This window comes from Antarcticirhabdus aurantiaca (assembly GCF_009765365.1).
Taxonomy (GTDB): Bacteria; Pseudomonadota; Alphaproteobacteria; order Rhizobiales; family Rhizobiaceae; genus Antarcticirhabdus; species Antarcticirhabdus aurantiaca.
In genome coordinates this window covers 130120-143398 of sequence record NZ_VTOM01000007.1, presented here as the reverse complement: position 1 = coordinate 143398, position 13279 = coordinate 130120, and the positions used below count along the sequence as shown (strand labels likewise).

Annotated in this window: 16 protein-coding genes; 6 read left to right on the top strand and 10 right to left on the bottom strand. The window is 69.2% G+C overall.

Annotated elements, in window-relative coordinates; all coding sequences use genetic code 11:
- Positions 1–121 precede the first annotated feature (121 nt).
- From FZN60_RS10520 to FZN60_RS10510, 3 genes are all read right to left on the bottom strand, one after another.
- On the bottom strand, positions 122–613 hold the full coding sequence (locus FZN60_RS10520; RefSeq protein ID WP_158873444.1) for a sterol desaturase family protein: 492 nt from the start codon (positions 611–613) through the stop codon (positions 122–124).
- Positions 610–1401 carry a fatty acid desaturase gene (locus FZN60_RS10515; RefSeq protein WP_158873443.1) on the bottom strand — a complete coding sequence of 264 codons (792 nt, stop codon included), beginning with the start codon at positions 1399–1401 and terminating at the stop codon, positions 610–612. The genes FZN60_RS10520 and FZN60_RS10515 overlap by 4 nt, the downstream gene beginning before the upstream one ends.
- An 80-nt stretch (positions 1402–1481) precedes the next feature.
- Positions 1482–1763, bottom strand: coding sequence for an usg protein (locus tag FZN60_RS10510; protein WP_158873442.1), 282 nt, complete (start codon positions 1761–1763; stop codon positions 1482–1484).
- Positions 1764–1916: 153 nt separating this feature from the next.
- Between FZN60_RS10510 and FZN60_RS10505 the strand changes: the two genes are divergently transcribed.
- Positions 1917–2069 carry a DUF2256 domain-containing protein gene (locus FZN60_RS10505; RefSeq protein ID WP_158873441.1) on the top strand — a complete coding sequence of 51 codons (153 nt, stop codon included), beginning with the start codon at positions 1917–1919 and terminating at the stop codon, positions 2067–2069.
- Here the strand turns inward: FZN60_RS10505 and FZN60_RS10500 are convergent.
- The 6 genes from FZN60_RS10500 to FZN60_RS10475 are packed head-to-tail and all read right to left on the bottom strand — an operon-like array spanning position 2066 to position 7410.
- Positions 2066–3691 carry an NTP transferase domain-containing protein gene (locus tag FZN60_RS10500; RefSeq protein WP_158873440.1) on the bottom strand — a complete coding sequence of 542 codons (1626 nt, stop codon included), beginning with the start codon at positions 3689–3691 and terminating at the stop codon, positions 2066–2068. The genes FZN60_RS10505 and FZN60_RS10500 overlap by 4 nt on opposite strands.
- A complete protein-coding gene (locus FZN60_RS10495; protein WP_158873439.1) occupies positions 3688–4404 on the bottom strand; it encodes an XdhC family protein in 717 nt (238 codons plus the stop codon). The genes FZN60_RS10500 and FZN60_RS10495 overlap by 4 nt, the downstream gene beginning before the upstream one ends.
- Positions 4404–4721, bottom strand: a complete 318-nt coding sequence (locus FZN60_RS10490; protein ID WP_158873438.1) for an XdhC family protein — start codon at positions 4719–4721, stop codon at positions 4404–4406. Before FZN60_RS10490 ends, FZN60_RS10495 begins: the two co-directional genes overlap by 1 nt.
- Positions 4722–4740: 19 nt before the next feature.
- Positions 4741–5973, bottom strand: coding sequence for a vWA domain-containing protein (locus tag FZN60_RS10485; RefSeq protein WP_158873437.1), 1233 nt, complete (start codon positions 5971–5973; stop codon positions 4741–4743).
- A complete protein-coding gene (locus tag FZN60_RS10480) occupies positions 5970–6890 on the bottom strand; it encodes an AAA family ATPase (RefSeq protein ID WP_158873436.1) in 921 nt (306 codons plus the stop codon). The genes FZN60_RS10485 and FZN60_RS10480 overlap by 4 nt, the downstream gene beginning before the upstream one ends.
- Positions 6891–6915: 25 nt before the next feature.
- On the bottom strand, positions 6916–7410 hold the full coding sequence (locus tag FZN60_RS10475; RefSeq protein WP_246726698.1) for a flavin reductase: 495 nt from the start codon (positions 7408–7410) through the stop codon (positions 6916–6918).
- Between the two features lie 189 nt (positions 7411–7599).
- Between FZN60_RS10475 and FZN60_RS10470 the strand changes: the two genes are divergently transcribed.
- The 5 genes from FZN60_RS10470 to FZN60_RS10450 all read left to right on the top strand — a co-directional run bounded on the left by FZN60_RS10470 (position 7600) and on the right by FZN60_RS10450 (position 11885).
- Complete coding sequence (locus tag FZN60_RS10470) at positions 7600–8415, top strand: ABC transporter ATP-binding protein (RefSeq protein ID WP_158873435.1); 816 nt, start codon at positions 7600–7602, stop codon at positions 8413–8415.
- A complete protein-coding gene (locus FZN60_RS10465) occupies positions 8412–9116 on the top strand; it encodes an ABC transporter ATP-binding protein (protein ID WP_199266536.1) in 705 nt (234 codons plus the stop codon). Before FZN60_RS10470 ends, FZN60_RS10465 begins: the two co-directional genes overlap by 4 nt.
- A 51-nt stretch (positions 9117–9167) precedes the next feature.
- A complete protein-coding gene (locus FZN60_RS10460; protein ID WP_158873434.1) occupies positions 9168–10154 on the top strand; it encodes a branched-chain amino acid ABC transporter permease in 987 nt (328 codons plus the stop codon).
- Position 10155: 1 nt separating this feature from the next.
- A complete protein-coding gene (locus FZN60_RS10455; protein ID WP_158873433.1) occupies positions 10156–11454 on the top strand; it encodes a branched-chain amino acid ABC transporter permease in 1299 nt (432 codons plus the stop codon).
- A 95-nt stretch (positions 11455–11549) separates the two neighbouring features.
- On the top strand, positions 11550–11885 hold the full coding sequence (locus tag FZN60_RS10450; protein WP_158873432.1) for a DUF3140 domain-containing protein: 336 nt from the start codon (positions 11550–11552) through the stop codon (positions 11883–11885).
- Positions 11886–11971: 86 nt separating this feature from the next.
- Here the strand turns inward: FZN60_RS10450 and FZN60_RS10445 are convergent, their stop codons facing one another.
- Positions 11972–13168, bottom strand: coding sequence for an ABC transporter substrate-binding protein (locus FZN60_RS10445; RefSeq protein WP_158873431.1), 1197 nt, complete (start codon positions 13166–13168; stop codon positions 11972–11974).
- Positions 13169–13279 lie beyond the last annotated feature (111 nt).

Here is a 13279-nt window from a genome sequence, read left to right as displayed (position 1 = left end):
CGGCCAAGCGAAGAACATTCGACGCGCCGCCATTGCGGCTTCGCCGCCACCCTCATCCCCCTGCCGGGACCGTCTCCCGCCAGCGGGAAAGGGGAGACTTTTCGGCGCATTGCCAGAAGGCCTACTCCGCCGGCTCCTCGATCGCGCGGCCATGCATGCGCTTCAGCCGCGACTTGAGCTTGCGCGGCTCCTCGGCCCACAGGAAGCCGAACGACACGGCGCCGTCCTTTCCATGCGTCGCGTGATGGAGCTTGTGCGCCTGAACGAGGCGCTTGGCGTAGCCCTTGCGGGGCGTGGCGCGGAACGGCCAGCGCTGGTGGACCAGCCCGTCATGGACGATGAAGTAGAGGAGCCCGTAGAGCGTGACGCCGAGCGCCATCCACCAGAGCGGCTCCCAATAGGCCGCGCCGATCCAGAACAGTCCGACGACGATGACCGCGAAGACCGCGGCGTAGAGGTCGTTCTTTTCGAGCGCGTCGTCGTGCGGCTCGTGGTGCGAGCGGTGCCAGTTCCAGCCCCAGCCGTGCATGACGTACTTGTGCACGAACCAGGCGAAGAACTCCATGAAGGCGCAGGAGCCGAGAACGAGCAGGATCTTGGCGGCGAGGCTCATGAGGACTGGCCCTCCTGTCTGCGAGCCGGCAGCGCCCACCAGGGCGTCGCCGGGTGGGCATGGTGTTCGTGATGGTAGCCGAAATGGAAGCAGGTCGCGAGCGAGGCGACCCAGCCGAAGCCGCTGGAGCGCGCCTTGTGCTCGTCGAGAAAGCCGTCCTCATCGTGCCGGTGCGGCAGGTAGGTGCCGAAGAAGAACAGCTGCAGCGAGGACAGAAGCGAGGGCATGCCGTAGAACAGGACGACGTTCTCGACCCTCGCGCCGAGGACGAGGATGTAGACCGTGACGACGCTCGACACGAAGAGCACCGAGGACAGGCCGAAATAGCGCCGGAAGAAGGTGCGATACCAGGGCCAGAAGTGCTCGGGATCGTCCGTGAAGAAGTCGGGATCCTCCGGCGTGCCGGGTGCCCGGTGATGCGCCATGTGGGCGGACAGGACCCGGCGCCAGCCGAAGCCCGCATAGATCATCAGGATGAACCGGCCGATCGCCTCGTTGACGCGCGGATGGAACGGCACGAGCGAGCCGTGCATCGCGTCGTGCGCGACGATGAACAACCCGACCGTCAGCCAGCACTGCAGCGCGATCAGGACCGGCGCGAGGAGCGCCGTCGCGGGCGTGAAGCGGAAGGCGAAGACGCCGAAGAGGTGGATCGCGACCCAGCCCCCGAGGATCAGGGCGAACAGCGTCAGGCCGATCGCCGCCTGCCGGCGCGACGCCGCGCCGCCGGGAACGAGCGGGCGGGCGGCGCGGGTGCGAAAGGGTTGCAGATCGGAGTCGATGGCCATCGACGCCTATCTAGCAGCACAGACGCGCTTGACGCCGCCCTTTCGCGTGCTGCGACGAAAAGTTTCCGTCGCCGCTCCGGTTACTGCAGCCAGCCGAGCTCGCGCGCGAAGCGCACCTCCGCCGGCTTGATCAGCCGGGAATGGCTGACGCGCACGGAGTGGATCGCCGCTTCGACCTCGCGCTTCCAGTGATCGAGGAAGCGATGAAGACGCGGATAGTCCGGCGCCACGTCCTCGAACTGCCAGGAGAAGGATTGCAGGAACGTCGGGTGGTCCGGCATTCGGTAGAGGATCTGGGCCGTCGTCAGCCCGTATCCACCGATCATGCGCTCGAACCCGGGATCGACCTTTTGCTTTTGCATCGGCACGCACCATCCTCGCCGCGCCGGCCGGGAGCGAGCCGGCAAGAGGATCGTGCGCTTGGATGCTTAACGCAGGCTGAACGCATCGGAAGCACTGCTCAAACCGATGGCAGCGACTTGAACGAGGGTGACTGTCGACCGATCTCGTCCGCCATGGCGCACAAGAAGCCGACCCTGCCCGTCAAGACCTGCGCGCATTGCGGCCGACCGATGGTCTGGCGCAAGAAATGGGAGCGCGTCTGGGACGAGGTGAAGTACTGCTCCGAGCGCTGCCGGCGCGAGGCGCGGGCCCCCAAGCCCGCCTAGGCCTGGACGAGGCGCCCGCCCGCTTCGGCCATGGCTTCGGGCGTGTCGACGTCGAGGCTCGCCGCCCGGCCGATCTCGACGAGCGCGACGAGGTCGCCGTTCGCCGCCACGATGCCGCGCGCCCCGACATCGCCCGACAGCGCGGCGACCGCGTCGCGGAAGACGCCCGACAGGATCACCGGATTGGCGCGCCGCCCCTCGTCCGCGGCAAGGACGATCGCGCCGGCCCCGCTCGGCCGAAAGGCCGCGATCATGGCGTCGAGATGCGCGCTGGTGAGGAGCGGCTGGTCTGCGAGCATCACGAGGACGCCGTCGGCGCCCCCGACCAACGCCGCACCGAAGCCCGCGACGAGCGACGTCGACAGGCCTTCGCCGAAGCGAGGGTTCGACACGAACGCGACCGGCAGGCCGACGAGCGCCGCCCGCACCTCAGCCTCCATGTGGCCGGTGACGACGATCACCTCGCCCGCACGGCTTGCCAGTGCCGTTTCCACCGAGCGCCGCACCAGCGGCACGCCGTCGAAGGTCGCGAGGAGCTTGTTCGGCCCGCCCATGCGGCTCGACCGCCCGGCGGCGAGCACCACGGCTGAAACGCGCAGCGGCTCGCCCGCGACCTCCGTCGTCGTGTTCGTCTCGCGCGGCTGCGGACGGCTGGCGATCTCGGCGAGAAGTCCCCCGACGCCCATGCGGCGGATGTCGTTCGGCGTCACCTCGACGCCCGCGACGAGCCGGTCGAGCACCCAGTCGAAGCCGTTCTCCTTGGGGCTTCGGGCACAGCCCGGCGCGCCGAGGACCCGCGCTTCGCCGAGACGGCCGAGGAGCAGGAGGTTGCCGGGATCGACGGGCATGCCGAGATGCTCGACGACGCCCCCGGCAGCCTCGACCGCCGCCGGAATGACGTCCCCCGCGTCGATCACCGCCGAGGCGCCGAAGACGATCACGAGGTCGGCGGGCGGCAGATCGCGCAGCACGCGCGTGAGATCGTCCGCCCGGTGCCGGCATCGCGCCTCGGCGACGACGCGCGAGCCGGACGCCGCGAGGCGGTCGTCCAGGACGCGCCGGGTCTTGTCGAGGACGCTGGGCTTCAGGCTCGCAAGCTCGGTCTGGACGAGGGCGGCGGTGCGCGCCGCGAAGGGTGCGAGGCGCAGAGCCGTTCCCTGGCGAAGCAGCGCCACCGCCTCCGACACCACGGCGCCGGGCAGCGCCAGCGGGATGATCTTCACGGTCGCGACCATCGCGCCCTGCGGCACCGGCGCGTATTCGGGAAGCGTCGCGAGGGTGAGATCCGGATCGATGGCGTTGAGCGCGTCGACCACCGATCGGTCCGGCAGGAACAGGCCCGCCTCGCCGGCGAAGAGGTTGACCCGCCCGGTCGCGGCGGGCCCCGCCCCGATCGCCTCACCCGCGAGCGCGCCGCCGATCCGCGCCGCCGCCTCGTCCTCCGTGAGGTCGCCCGGTTCGAGCCGCGCGCCGACGATCTCGGTGATACCGGCATCGCGCAGGGCCTCGACATCCCCGGCCGAGAGCCGGCGGCCCTTGGGCAACCGCCCGCCCGGCAGGCGCTGCGCGTGGGCCAGCAGCGCGCCCTCGGCCTCGGCGAGCGGAACGGTCCCGAACCTCATGCCGCCTTCGTCTCGCCCCGCCGCTCGGCGAACATCTTGCGCTTGCGAAAGGCCTCGACCACGGATGCGAGGATCGCGACGGCGATCTCGCCGGGCGTCGACGCACCGATGTCGGCCCCGATCGGCGCCTCGATCCGAGCGATCTCGGCCTCGCCGAGCCCGGCGTCCCTCAGGCGCTCGACGCGCTTGCCATGGGTCTTCCGCGAGCCCAGCGCGCCGACATAGAAGCAGCCGGCCTGCAATGCCCGGATCAGCGGCAGGTCGTCGATCTTCGGGTCGTGGGTGATGGCGCAGAGCGCCGTGTAGGCGTCGAGCGGACGCGCATCGAGGACGTCCTGCGGCCACTCGGCGCGCAGGCTGACGCCGGGAAAGCGCTCCGCCGTCGCGAAGGCGGTGCGCGGGTCGATGATCTCGACGTCGTAGCCGGCGAGCGGCGCCATCCGGGCGAGCGCCTGCGTGATGTGAACGGCGCCGATCGCGACGAGTCGCGGCGGCGGCAGGTGCGCGTTGAGGAAGACCGGCCCGCCCTGCGTCTCTATCGTCCCCGACTTGCCCGAGCGGATCGCGGCGCGGATCGGATCGGCCAGCGGATCGGCGGCGATCCCCGCCTCGTGGACGAGGCGCTGCGTGCCGGAGCCCAGTTCGGTGACGAGGACGGCTGCGCGGCGCTCGGCCCGTGCCGCGTTCAGCTCGGCGAGAAGCGCGCGGTCCATCAGACGACCTTCTCGACGTAGACCTTGATGCGCCCGCCGCAGGACAGGCCGACGCGCCAGGCCGTCTCGTCGGCGACGCCGAACTCCAGCATCCGCGGCTTGCCGTCGGCGATGACGTCTGCGGCTTCCGCGACCACGGCGCCCTCGACGCAGCCGCCGGACACGGAGCCCTCGAAGTTGCCGTCCGCATCGATCACGAGGTAGCTGCCCGCCGGCCGGGGCGCGGAGCCCCAGGTCTCGACGACGGTCGCGAGCGCGATCGGGCGGCCCTGCGCCGACCAGCTCTCGGCGGTGGCGAGCACATCGAGGTTGGACATCGGACTCCTCCTATCGTCGTCAGGCCGCAGCGAGCCACCGGCGCGGGTCGGCGGTGCGCTGGTCTCCGTCCGCCGACAGCGCCTCGCAGAGCGCCCGCATGGCGTCCAGCGAGTGGACCGCGCGGAACTCGTCGACGTGCGGCAGCATGGCCCGCACGCCCCCGGCCCGTGCCGCGAAACCGTCGAAGCGCAGCAGCGGATTCAGCCAGATAAGCCGTCGGCAGCTCTTGTGCAGCCGGTCCATCTCGCGTTCGAGGTCCGCCACCTCGCCCCGCTCCAGCCCGTCGGTGATGAGCAGCACCACGGCGCCCTGGCCGAGGACGCGCCGCGACCAGTCGCGGTTGAAGACGCCGAGCGCTTCGGCGATCCGCGTGCCGCCCGACCAGTCCTTCACCGTGCCGGCGCAGTCCGCCAGCGCCTCGTCCGGATCCTTGTGCCGCATCTGGCGCGACACGTTGGTGAGCCGCGTGCCGAAGAGAAACGTGTGCACCCGCCGCCGGCGCTCCGTCAGCGCGTGGAGGAAGTGCAGGAAGATCCGCGAATACTGGCTCATCGAGCCCGAAATGTCGGCGATGACGACGAGCGGCGGATGCACCTCGCGCGGCGAGCGGAAGCGCGGCAGGACGAGGTCGCCGCCGGTGCGCAGCGAGGCGCGCAGCGTCGCCCGCGGATCGATCGCCCGGCCGCGTGGGGTCGGCCGGAAGCGGCGGGTGCGCACCCGGTCCGCCGGCAGGCGCAGGGCCGCGATGGCACGCTTGGCCTCGGCGATCTCGGCCGCGCTCATCTGCGCGAAGTCCTTGGCCCGGAGCACCTCGTCGGGCGAAACGGTCATCGTGGCGTCGACCTCGATCTCCGGCCGCTCCTGCCGGGTTTCGCGCGCCTTCGCGCCCTCGAACAGCGAATCGGCGGCGCGGGTCTCCCCGGCACGCTTCTTCTCGCGGGGCGCATCGGTCGGCGGCGCCTTGGGCGAGAACATCGCGATCATCTTCTCGATCAGCTCGCGCGAGCGCCAGAACAGCCGGAAAGCCTCGTCGAAGACTGCGTGGTCCTCGTGCCGCCTGACGAGCACCGCATGGAGCGTCCAATAGAAGTCGTCGCGCGAAGCGAGCCCGGCGGCCTTCACCGCTTCGATCGCGTCGAGCGTCGCGGAGGGGCCGAGCTTCAGGCCGGCGCGGCGCAGCGCCCGCGCGAACCAGGCGATGTTGTCGGCGAGCTTGCCGTCGGGATCGGCAGCCGCGCCCACGGCACTCACGCGGCGCCGGCGAGGTCGCGCTTGACCTCGTTCAGGATCTGCCGCCCCTCGCCGCGCTCCATGCGTGCGATATCGTCCTGGTACTTCAGAAGGACGCCCAGCGTATCGGAGACGTGCGCCGGGTCGAGCGCCACGGCGTTCAGCTCGGTCAGGGCGTTGGCCCAGTCGATCGTTTCGGCGACGCCCGGCGCCTTGAAGAGGTCGAGCCCGCGCAGCCGCTGAACGAAGGCGACGAGTTCGGCGGCGAGATCGGCATTGGCGCGCGGCGCCTTGCGCCGGACGATCTCCAGCTCCTGGTCGGCCTGGGGATAGTCGACCCAGTGATACAGGCAGCGGCGCTTCAGCGCGTCGTGGATCTCGCGGGTGCGGTTGGTGGTGATCACGACGATCGGCGGCTCGGCGGCGCGCACGGTGCCAAACTCGGGGATGGTCACCTGGTTGTCGGACAGGACCTCCAGGAGAAAGGCCTCGAAGGCCTCGTCGGTGCGGTCCAGCTCGTCGATGAGGAGCACCGGCGCGCGGCCCAGCTCGCCCTCCAGCGCCTGGAGGATCGGGCGGCGGATCAGGAAGCGGTCCGAGAAGATGTCGGAGCGCGCGGCGTCGCGGCTCGTGTCGCCGGCCGCCTCCCGGAGCCGGATCTCGATCATCTGCGCCGCGTAGTTCCACTCGTAGAGCGCCGAGGACACGTCGAGACCCTCGTAGCACTGCAGCCGGATCAGCGGCCGATCGAGCGCTGCTGCGAGCACCTTGGCGATCTCGGTCTTGCCGACGCCGGCCTCGCCTTCGAGGAACAGCGGACGCCCCATCTTCAGCGCGAGAAACAGCACCGTCGCGAGCGGGCGCGACGCGACGTAGTTCTGGCGGTCGAGAAGCTCGGCCGTCTCGTCGATGGAAGCCGGAAGCCCTGTCTGCGCCACGCCCGTCTCCTTCGTCGGTTCCTCGTCAGAGTTGGTGATAAAGGCGATCGCGATAAAGAAGCGAGGGCGCCTTTGGTCCAAAGCGCATCGCCTCGACCGTGCCGATCATGACGTGGTGGGTGGCGACCACCCGGTTCTCGATCATCCGGCAGTCGAAGGCGACCAGCGCGTCGGCCAGGAGCGGCGCCCCTGTGGCCCGGCGCTCCCACGCGCCAAGGGCGAATCGCTCGTCCAACGACAGTCCGCCCTCGCCGGAAAAGGCGCGGGCGAGCCGCTCGCTGTCGACCGACAGGACGTTCACCGCGAAGTTGCCGTTGTCGGAGAAGCGACGATTGTGGACGCTGCCCTGGTTCAAGCAGACGAGCATCGTCGCGGGATCGTCCGAAACCGAACAGGCCGCGGAAACGGTGACGCCGCGCCGGCCCGCCGGCCCGTCCGTCGTGACCAGCAGCACGGCGGCGGCGAAACGGCTCATCGCTTCGCGAAAATCCTGGCGGTCGATGGTATTCGTCGTCAGCAAGCGCCTCGTCCCCAGGGGTGGCCGCACGCGGGGCCGCGGATTGGAGAAGCTTACATAGGACAGGATCGCGGCCGGCGCACCGGTACGCTTTGACGGGCGCGTCAACAAAGTTTACACGCGCCCGCAATCCCTGCAATGAGTTGTGGTGCCGGCATTTTTCGGCGACCTCCCCTCGACATTCCGAGAGTCATGCCTCCGATCATCGAAGTCAGACACGTCACGCGCCGGTTCGGCGGCTTCGTCGCCGTCAACGACTGTTCGCTGAAGGTCGAGCGGGGCTCGATCACCGGCCTGATCGGGCCCAATGGCGCGGGCAAGTCGACGCTCTTCAACATGGTCGCCGGCAACCTGTCGCCGAGCTCCGGGCAGATCCTCCTCGACGGCGAGGACATCACGGGGGTGCCGCCGCACAAGCTGTTCGGCAAGGGGCTCCTGCGCACCTTCCAGATCGCGCACGAGTTTTCCCGCCTGACGGTTCGCGAGAACCTCATGGTGGTGCCGGAGCACCAGGCCGGCGAGAGCCTGCTCGCGACGTGGGTGGCCGGTGGGCGCGTGCGCGAGAACGAGCGCGCCGTCCGCGAGAAGGCTGACGAAGTCATCGACTTCCTCAAGATCGGACACGTCGCCGACGAGCTCGCCGGCAACCTGTCGGGTGGTCAGAAGAAGCTCCTGGAGCTCGGTCGCACCATGATGACCGACGCCAAGGTCGTGCTTCTCGACGAGATCGCGGCGGGCGTGAACCGCACGCTGCTCAACGACCTCGCCGGCAACATCGAGCGGCTGAACCGCGAGCGCGGCTACACCTTCTTCGTCATCGAGCACGACATGGACCTCATCGGCCGCCTCTGCGATCCGGTCATCGTCATGGCCGCGGGACAGGTGATGATGCAGGGCACGCTGGACGAGATCCAGGCGAACGAAGCCGTGGTCGAGGCCTATTTCGGCGGCTCGCCGACCGGCCACGCCACGACGCCGAACGGTCCGGCCGCGGAGGTGCGCGCGTGAGCCTGATCTCGCTGACCGACGTTCATGCCGGCTACGGCGGCATGAACATCCTCAACGGCGTCGAGTTCTCGCTCGATGCCGGCCAGATCGGCGTCATCGTCGGCCCGAACGGCGCCGGCAAGTCGACCATGCTCAAATCCATGTTCGGCTTCCTGAACGTCACGCAGGGACGCATCGAGTTCGACGGGCACGACATCACGAACGTCAAGCCGGAGGCGCTGTCCCGCCTCGGCATGGCCTTCGTGCCGCAGGAGCACAACGTCTTCCGCACGCTCTCCGTCCAGGAGAACCTGGAGATGGGCGCCTATGTCCGGCGCGACGACTGGTCCGGGCTGCTGGCCCGCGTCTACGACATCTTCCCGCCGCTCAAGGAGAAGCGCAACCAGCCGGCCGGCGAGCTGTCGGGCGGCCAGCGCCAGATGGTGGCGGTCGGGCGCGCGCTGATGATCGAGCCCAAGCTCATCCTACTCGACGAGCCGACCGCCGGCCTTTCGCCGATGTACATGAGCCAGATCTTCGACCGGATCCTCGCGATCAACGCGACCGGCGTGACCGTGGCCATGGTGGAGCAGAACGCCAAGCAGGCGCTCGGCATCGCCCACAAGGGCTATGTGCTGGCCAGCGGGCGCAACCGCTACACCGACACGGGCGAGGCGCTGCTGGCCGATCCCGAGGTCGCCAAGAGCTTCCTCGGCGGCTGAAGCGTTACATGAACAACTTCGTCAAGTTTAACCAAACATCGGTCCAACGCCTTGGATGAGCTGATTTTCTTTGTCAATCGAGGCCTCATCGGCGGCCTCGTCATCGGCTCGATCTACGCGCTCGGCGCCGTCGGGGTGACGCTGATCTTCGGCATCCTGCGCTTCGCCCACTTCGCCCACGGCGACGTGATGACGGCCGCGGCCTTCGCGACGCTGGTGCTGGTCGGATTGCTGTCGGGCCTCGGAATCGACGTCGGCCTGCCGCTCGCCATCGTGCTCCTGCCGGTCGTGTTCGTCTTGACGGCGCTGTTCACGATCGGCCTCGATCGGGCCTTCTACAAGCCTCTGCGCGCCCGCGGCGCGCGTCCGGTCGTGCTCGTCATGGCCTCGATCGGCGTGACGCTGATGCTTCAGGGCCTCATCCGCATCGTCTTCGGCACGGGCAATTACGACCTCCTCGGCGGCGAGCGGAAGGTGATCTACCGCATCCCGACCGGCTTCCGGGACATCGTCCTGTCGCAACCGCAGGCGCTGCTGATCATCCTCACCGCCCTTTCGGTGATCTGCCTCCACCTGTTCCTGACGCGCTCGCGCCTCGGCAAGGCGATGCGCGCGGTCTCCGACAATCCGGACCTCGCCCGCGTCACCGGCATCTCGCTCGACACCGTGGTCAACGCGACCTGGGTGATCGGCGGCGGCCTCGCGGCGATCGCCGGCGTCATGCTGGCGCTCGACGTCAACCTGCAGCCGGATCTCGCCTACAACATCCTCCTGCCGATCTTCGCCGCGACGATCTTGGGCGGCATCGGCCAGCCCTACGGCGCGGTGGCGGGCGGCTACGTCGTCGGCTTCTCCGAAACGCTGGCGGTGTTCAACTGGTCGGTGCTGCTGCGGCCCTTTGCCGGCGTTCTGCCCTTCGACCTGCCGGCGAACCTGTCCGTGGTGCCGAACGAGTACCGCCTCGCCGTTCCCTTCGTGATCCTGATCATCGTCCTGATCTACCGGCCGACCGGCATCTTCAAGGGAAGGGTGTTCTGACATGGCCGGACTTTCCGCCGACAGCCGCCACCACGAGCAGCGCGGCTTTGGCCGCGACGTGGCTCTCTTTTCCGCCCTGTTCGCGCTGATCCTGCTCGTCGCCTTCGTCCAGGGCAGCCCCTACGCCCTGCGCATGACGGTGGAAGCCTTCGCCTACGCGCTGATCGCGATCGGCCTGAACATTCAATGGGGTTATGCCGGCCTCTTCAACGTCGGCATCATGGGGCTGATCCTCGCGGGATCCTTCGCCTCGCTCTTCGTATCCTTCCCCGTCAACGCCGCCTTCTGGGCCTCCGACGCGGCGCCGCAGCTCGGAATGGCCTTCCTGTGGCTGATCCTCGCGGTGGTCATCGTCGGCCTGATCTCGCAGAGCTGGCGGGTCGGCGTGCCGAAAGGCCTGTCGACCGCGCTCACCATCATCTCCGGCGCGATCGCCTTCATGGTGATCCAGTCGGTCTTCGACGCGCCGACCACGGCCGTCGAGCGCCAAGCCGGCTGGATCGGCGGCCTCGGCCTTCATCCACTTGTCGGCTGGGCCGCGGCGGGGCTCGTCGCCGGCCTCATCTCGTGGGTCATCGGCAAGATCTGCCTCGGGCTTCGCGCGGACTACCTCGCCATCGCGACGCTCGGCATCGCGCAGATCATCAAGACCTTCCTGCGCAACGCCGACTGGCTGACGCGCGGCACGCTCACCGTGTCGCCGCTGCCCTGGCCGGTGCCGACGCCCCTCGACGTCGGCTTCCTCTGGGGCCGGTCCTACTACCTCGCCCTGTCCGCCGCGCTGCTCCTCGTCGTCTACCTCCTCATCCAGCGCGCCTATCACGCGCCCTGGGGGCGGATGATGCGGGCGATCCGCGACAACGAGGCGGCCGCCGCGTCCATGGGCAAGAACGTCAACGGCCGGCGGCTGGAGATCTTCGTGCTCGGCGGCGCGCTGATGGGCATCGGCGGCGCGCTGCTGGTCCACTTCAACCAGCTCTTCGACCCGGCCGGCTTCGTCGACCTCAACCACACCTTCCTGGTCTGGGTGATGGTGATCCTGGGCGGCGCCGGCAACAATCGCGGCGCGATCTTCGGCGCCGTCTTCGTCTACATCGTCTGGGTCATGTCGGAGCCGGCGGCCACCGCCCTCTTCCGCCTCGCCAGCGATCTCGGCCGGGACTGGTTCGACTGGGTGCCGCCCGCCGACCTCCAGAGCCGCGCCCTCCAGATGCGCGTCTTCGTCATCGGCCTGACGATCACGCTCGTCCTTCGCTTCGCGCCGCACGGCGTCCTGCCCGAGCGCATCGCCCGCGGCTGAACGAGCGCTTCTCGACGACCTGCGACAAGCCGCGCCCGGAACACCGGGCGCGGCTTTTCCGTTCGCGCCCAAACATCACGGGAGCGCGAGCGGCCATGACGAAGGACCACGACGAGATCTGGAGCGAGTGGCAGGAGCTGGTCAACATGACCCCGGCCAAGCTCGAGACGTGGCTGAAAAGCGAGGAGTCGAAGTCGGTCGGCGATACCCACGGCGAGGGCGAATCGACCGGCCACAAGTCGGGCCGCCGCATCATCGAGATCAAGCACACGAAGAAGGCCGACCTGACCGACGATCAGTGGGCCTGGATGAACAAGACCACCGGCTACATCAAGCGCCACCTCGCCCAGAGGCCGAAGGGCGACATCGGCGAAACGGACTGGCGCTACTCGCTGATGAACTGGGGCCATGACCCGCTCAAGGAGGGCTGAGGAAGCCGCAGCCAAACGAAAAAGGCCGGCGGAGACGATCCGCCGGCCTTCTCGCATCTCGTCGGGACAGAGCCCCGCGCCGGTCCTTACTGGAGGACGACGATCTGGCCGTCCTTCACCGTCACCCTGTCGTAGGTGCCGGGAACGTCGCCGTTCTCGTCGAACTCGAGGTCGCCCGAGGCGCCCTGGTAGTTGATGTCGGTGCCGGCCGCGAGGAGCTTCTTGGCCTTCTCCCACTCGCCCGGCAGGATCACTTCGCCCGGCGCATTGACGACTTCCTTGAGCGCGTCGGCGAGACCCTGGCGGGACGATCCGTTCTTCTCCACGGCGAGGAGAAGCGCGAAGGCGGCGTCGTAGGACGTCGCGGCATAGGTCGCGGTCGGATCGAGCTGGTCGGCCTTGGCCGCCGTCTCGAAGGGCGCGTAGCCGGCCGCCGTGCCGCCGCCCGGACGGGTCATGATCAGCTTGTCGGCGCCCTCGGCGACGCTCGCCAGCGAAGCACCGACCATGCCGTCGCCGCCGGCGAACGAGTTGAAGTCGCCCGTCTCGAGCGCCTGGCGCATGATCGTGCCGCCCGAGCCGTCGACATAGGCGAGGACGACGAGCGTCTCGGCGCCGCTGGACGCGAGCGAGCCGATCTCCGGCCGGTAGTCGGCGCGGTTGTCCTCGTGTGGCTGCGAAACGGCGACCGTGCCGCCGGCCGCCTCGAAGGCCTTGCCGAAGGCGTCGGCGAAGGCCGTGCCGTAGTCGTTGTTGACGTAGGTGACCGCGACGTTGGTGATGCCGTCGTCGACCAGCGCCTTGGCCAGCACTTCGCCCTGATAGGCGTCGGACGGCACGGTGCGGAAGACGAGGCCCTTGTCGTCGAGCGAGGTCAGGGCCGGCGAGGTCGAGGCCGGCGAGACCATCACGACGCCCGCGGGGATCGCCGCGGCGTTGGCGGCAGCGATGGTCGCGCCCGAGCACATGGCGCCGACGATGCCGACGGCCTGCTGGGTGTTGACGACGCGGTCACCCGCGTCCGCCGCGCGGGCGGCGTCGACGCAGCCGTCGTCGGCCACGATCATCTCGACCTTCGCGCCCTCGCCGAACAGGCCGCCGGCGCCGTTCACCTGCGCGACGGCGAGTTCCGCGCCCTTCTGGATCGGCGGCATCAGGCTCTCGATCGGCCCGGTCAGGCCGCCGATGAAACCGATCTTCACGGCGGCCGCATCCTGGGCGAGCGCCGGCATGGCGATGAGGGCGGCGCCGAGCGCGAGCGCCGTCTTCAAGCGGAAAGACATCGAGAACTCCCTGAAAAATCGACCTGGCGTCCCTGATACCAGGCGCTGCGTCATGTTTGACGGTCATTGACCCATCGGTCAAGCAAGCCTCGCGCAAGGCACGGCCCGGCT

Coding starts and splice junctions, on each gene's coding strand:
- FZN60_RS10505 (WP_158873441.1), top strand. CDS start 1,917: ATGGCGCACAAGAAGCCGACCCTGCCCGTCAAGACCTGCGCGCATTGC.
- FZN60_RS10445 (WP_158873431.1), bottom strand. CDS start 13,168: ATGTCTTTCCGCTTGAAGACGGCGCTCGCGCTCGGCGCCGCCCTCATC.
- FZN60_RS10520 (WP_158873444.1), bottom strand. CDS start 613: ATGAGCCTCGCCGCCAAGATCCTGCTCGTTCTCGGCTCCTGCGCCTTC.
- FZN60_RS10515 (WP_158873443.1), bottom strand. CDS start 1,401: ATGGCCATCGACTCCGATCTGCAACCCTTTCGCACCCGCGCCGCCCGC.
- FZN60_RS10450 (WP_158873432.1), top strand. CDS start 11,550: ATGACGAAGGACCACGACGAGATCTGGAGCGAGTGGCAGGAGCTGGTC.
- FZN60_RS10510 (WP_158873442.1), bottom strand. CDS start 1,763: ATGCAAAAGCAAAAGGTCGATCCCGGGTTCGAGCGCATGATCGGTGGA.
- FZN60_RS10495 (WP_158873439.1), bottom strand. CDS start 4,404: ATGGACCGCGCGCTTCTCGCCGAGCTGAACGCGGCACGGGCCGAGCGC.
- FZN60_RS10490 (WP_158873438.1), bottom strand. CDS start 4,721: ATGTCCAACCTCGATGTGCTCGCCACCGCCGAGAGCTGGTCGGCGCAG.
- FZN60_RS10455 (WP_158873433.1), top strand. CDS start 10,156: ATGGCCGGACTTTCCGCCGACAGCCGCCACCACGAGCAGCGCGGCTTT.
- FZN60_RS10470 (WP_158873435.1), top strand. CDS start 7,600: ATGCCTCCGATCATCGAAGTCAGACACGTCACGCGCCGGTTCGGCGGC.
- FZN60_RS10500 (WP_158873440.1), bottom strand. CDS start 3,691: ATGAGGTTCGGGACCGTTCCGCTCGCCGAGGCCGAGGGCGCGCTGCTG.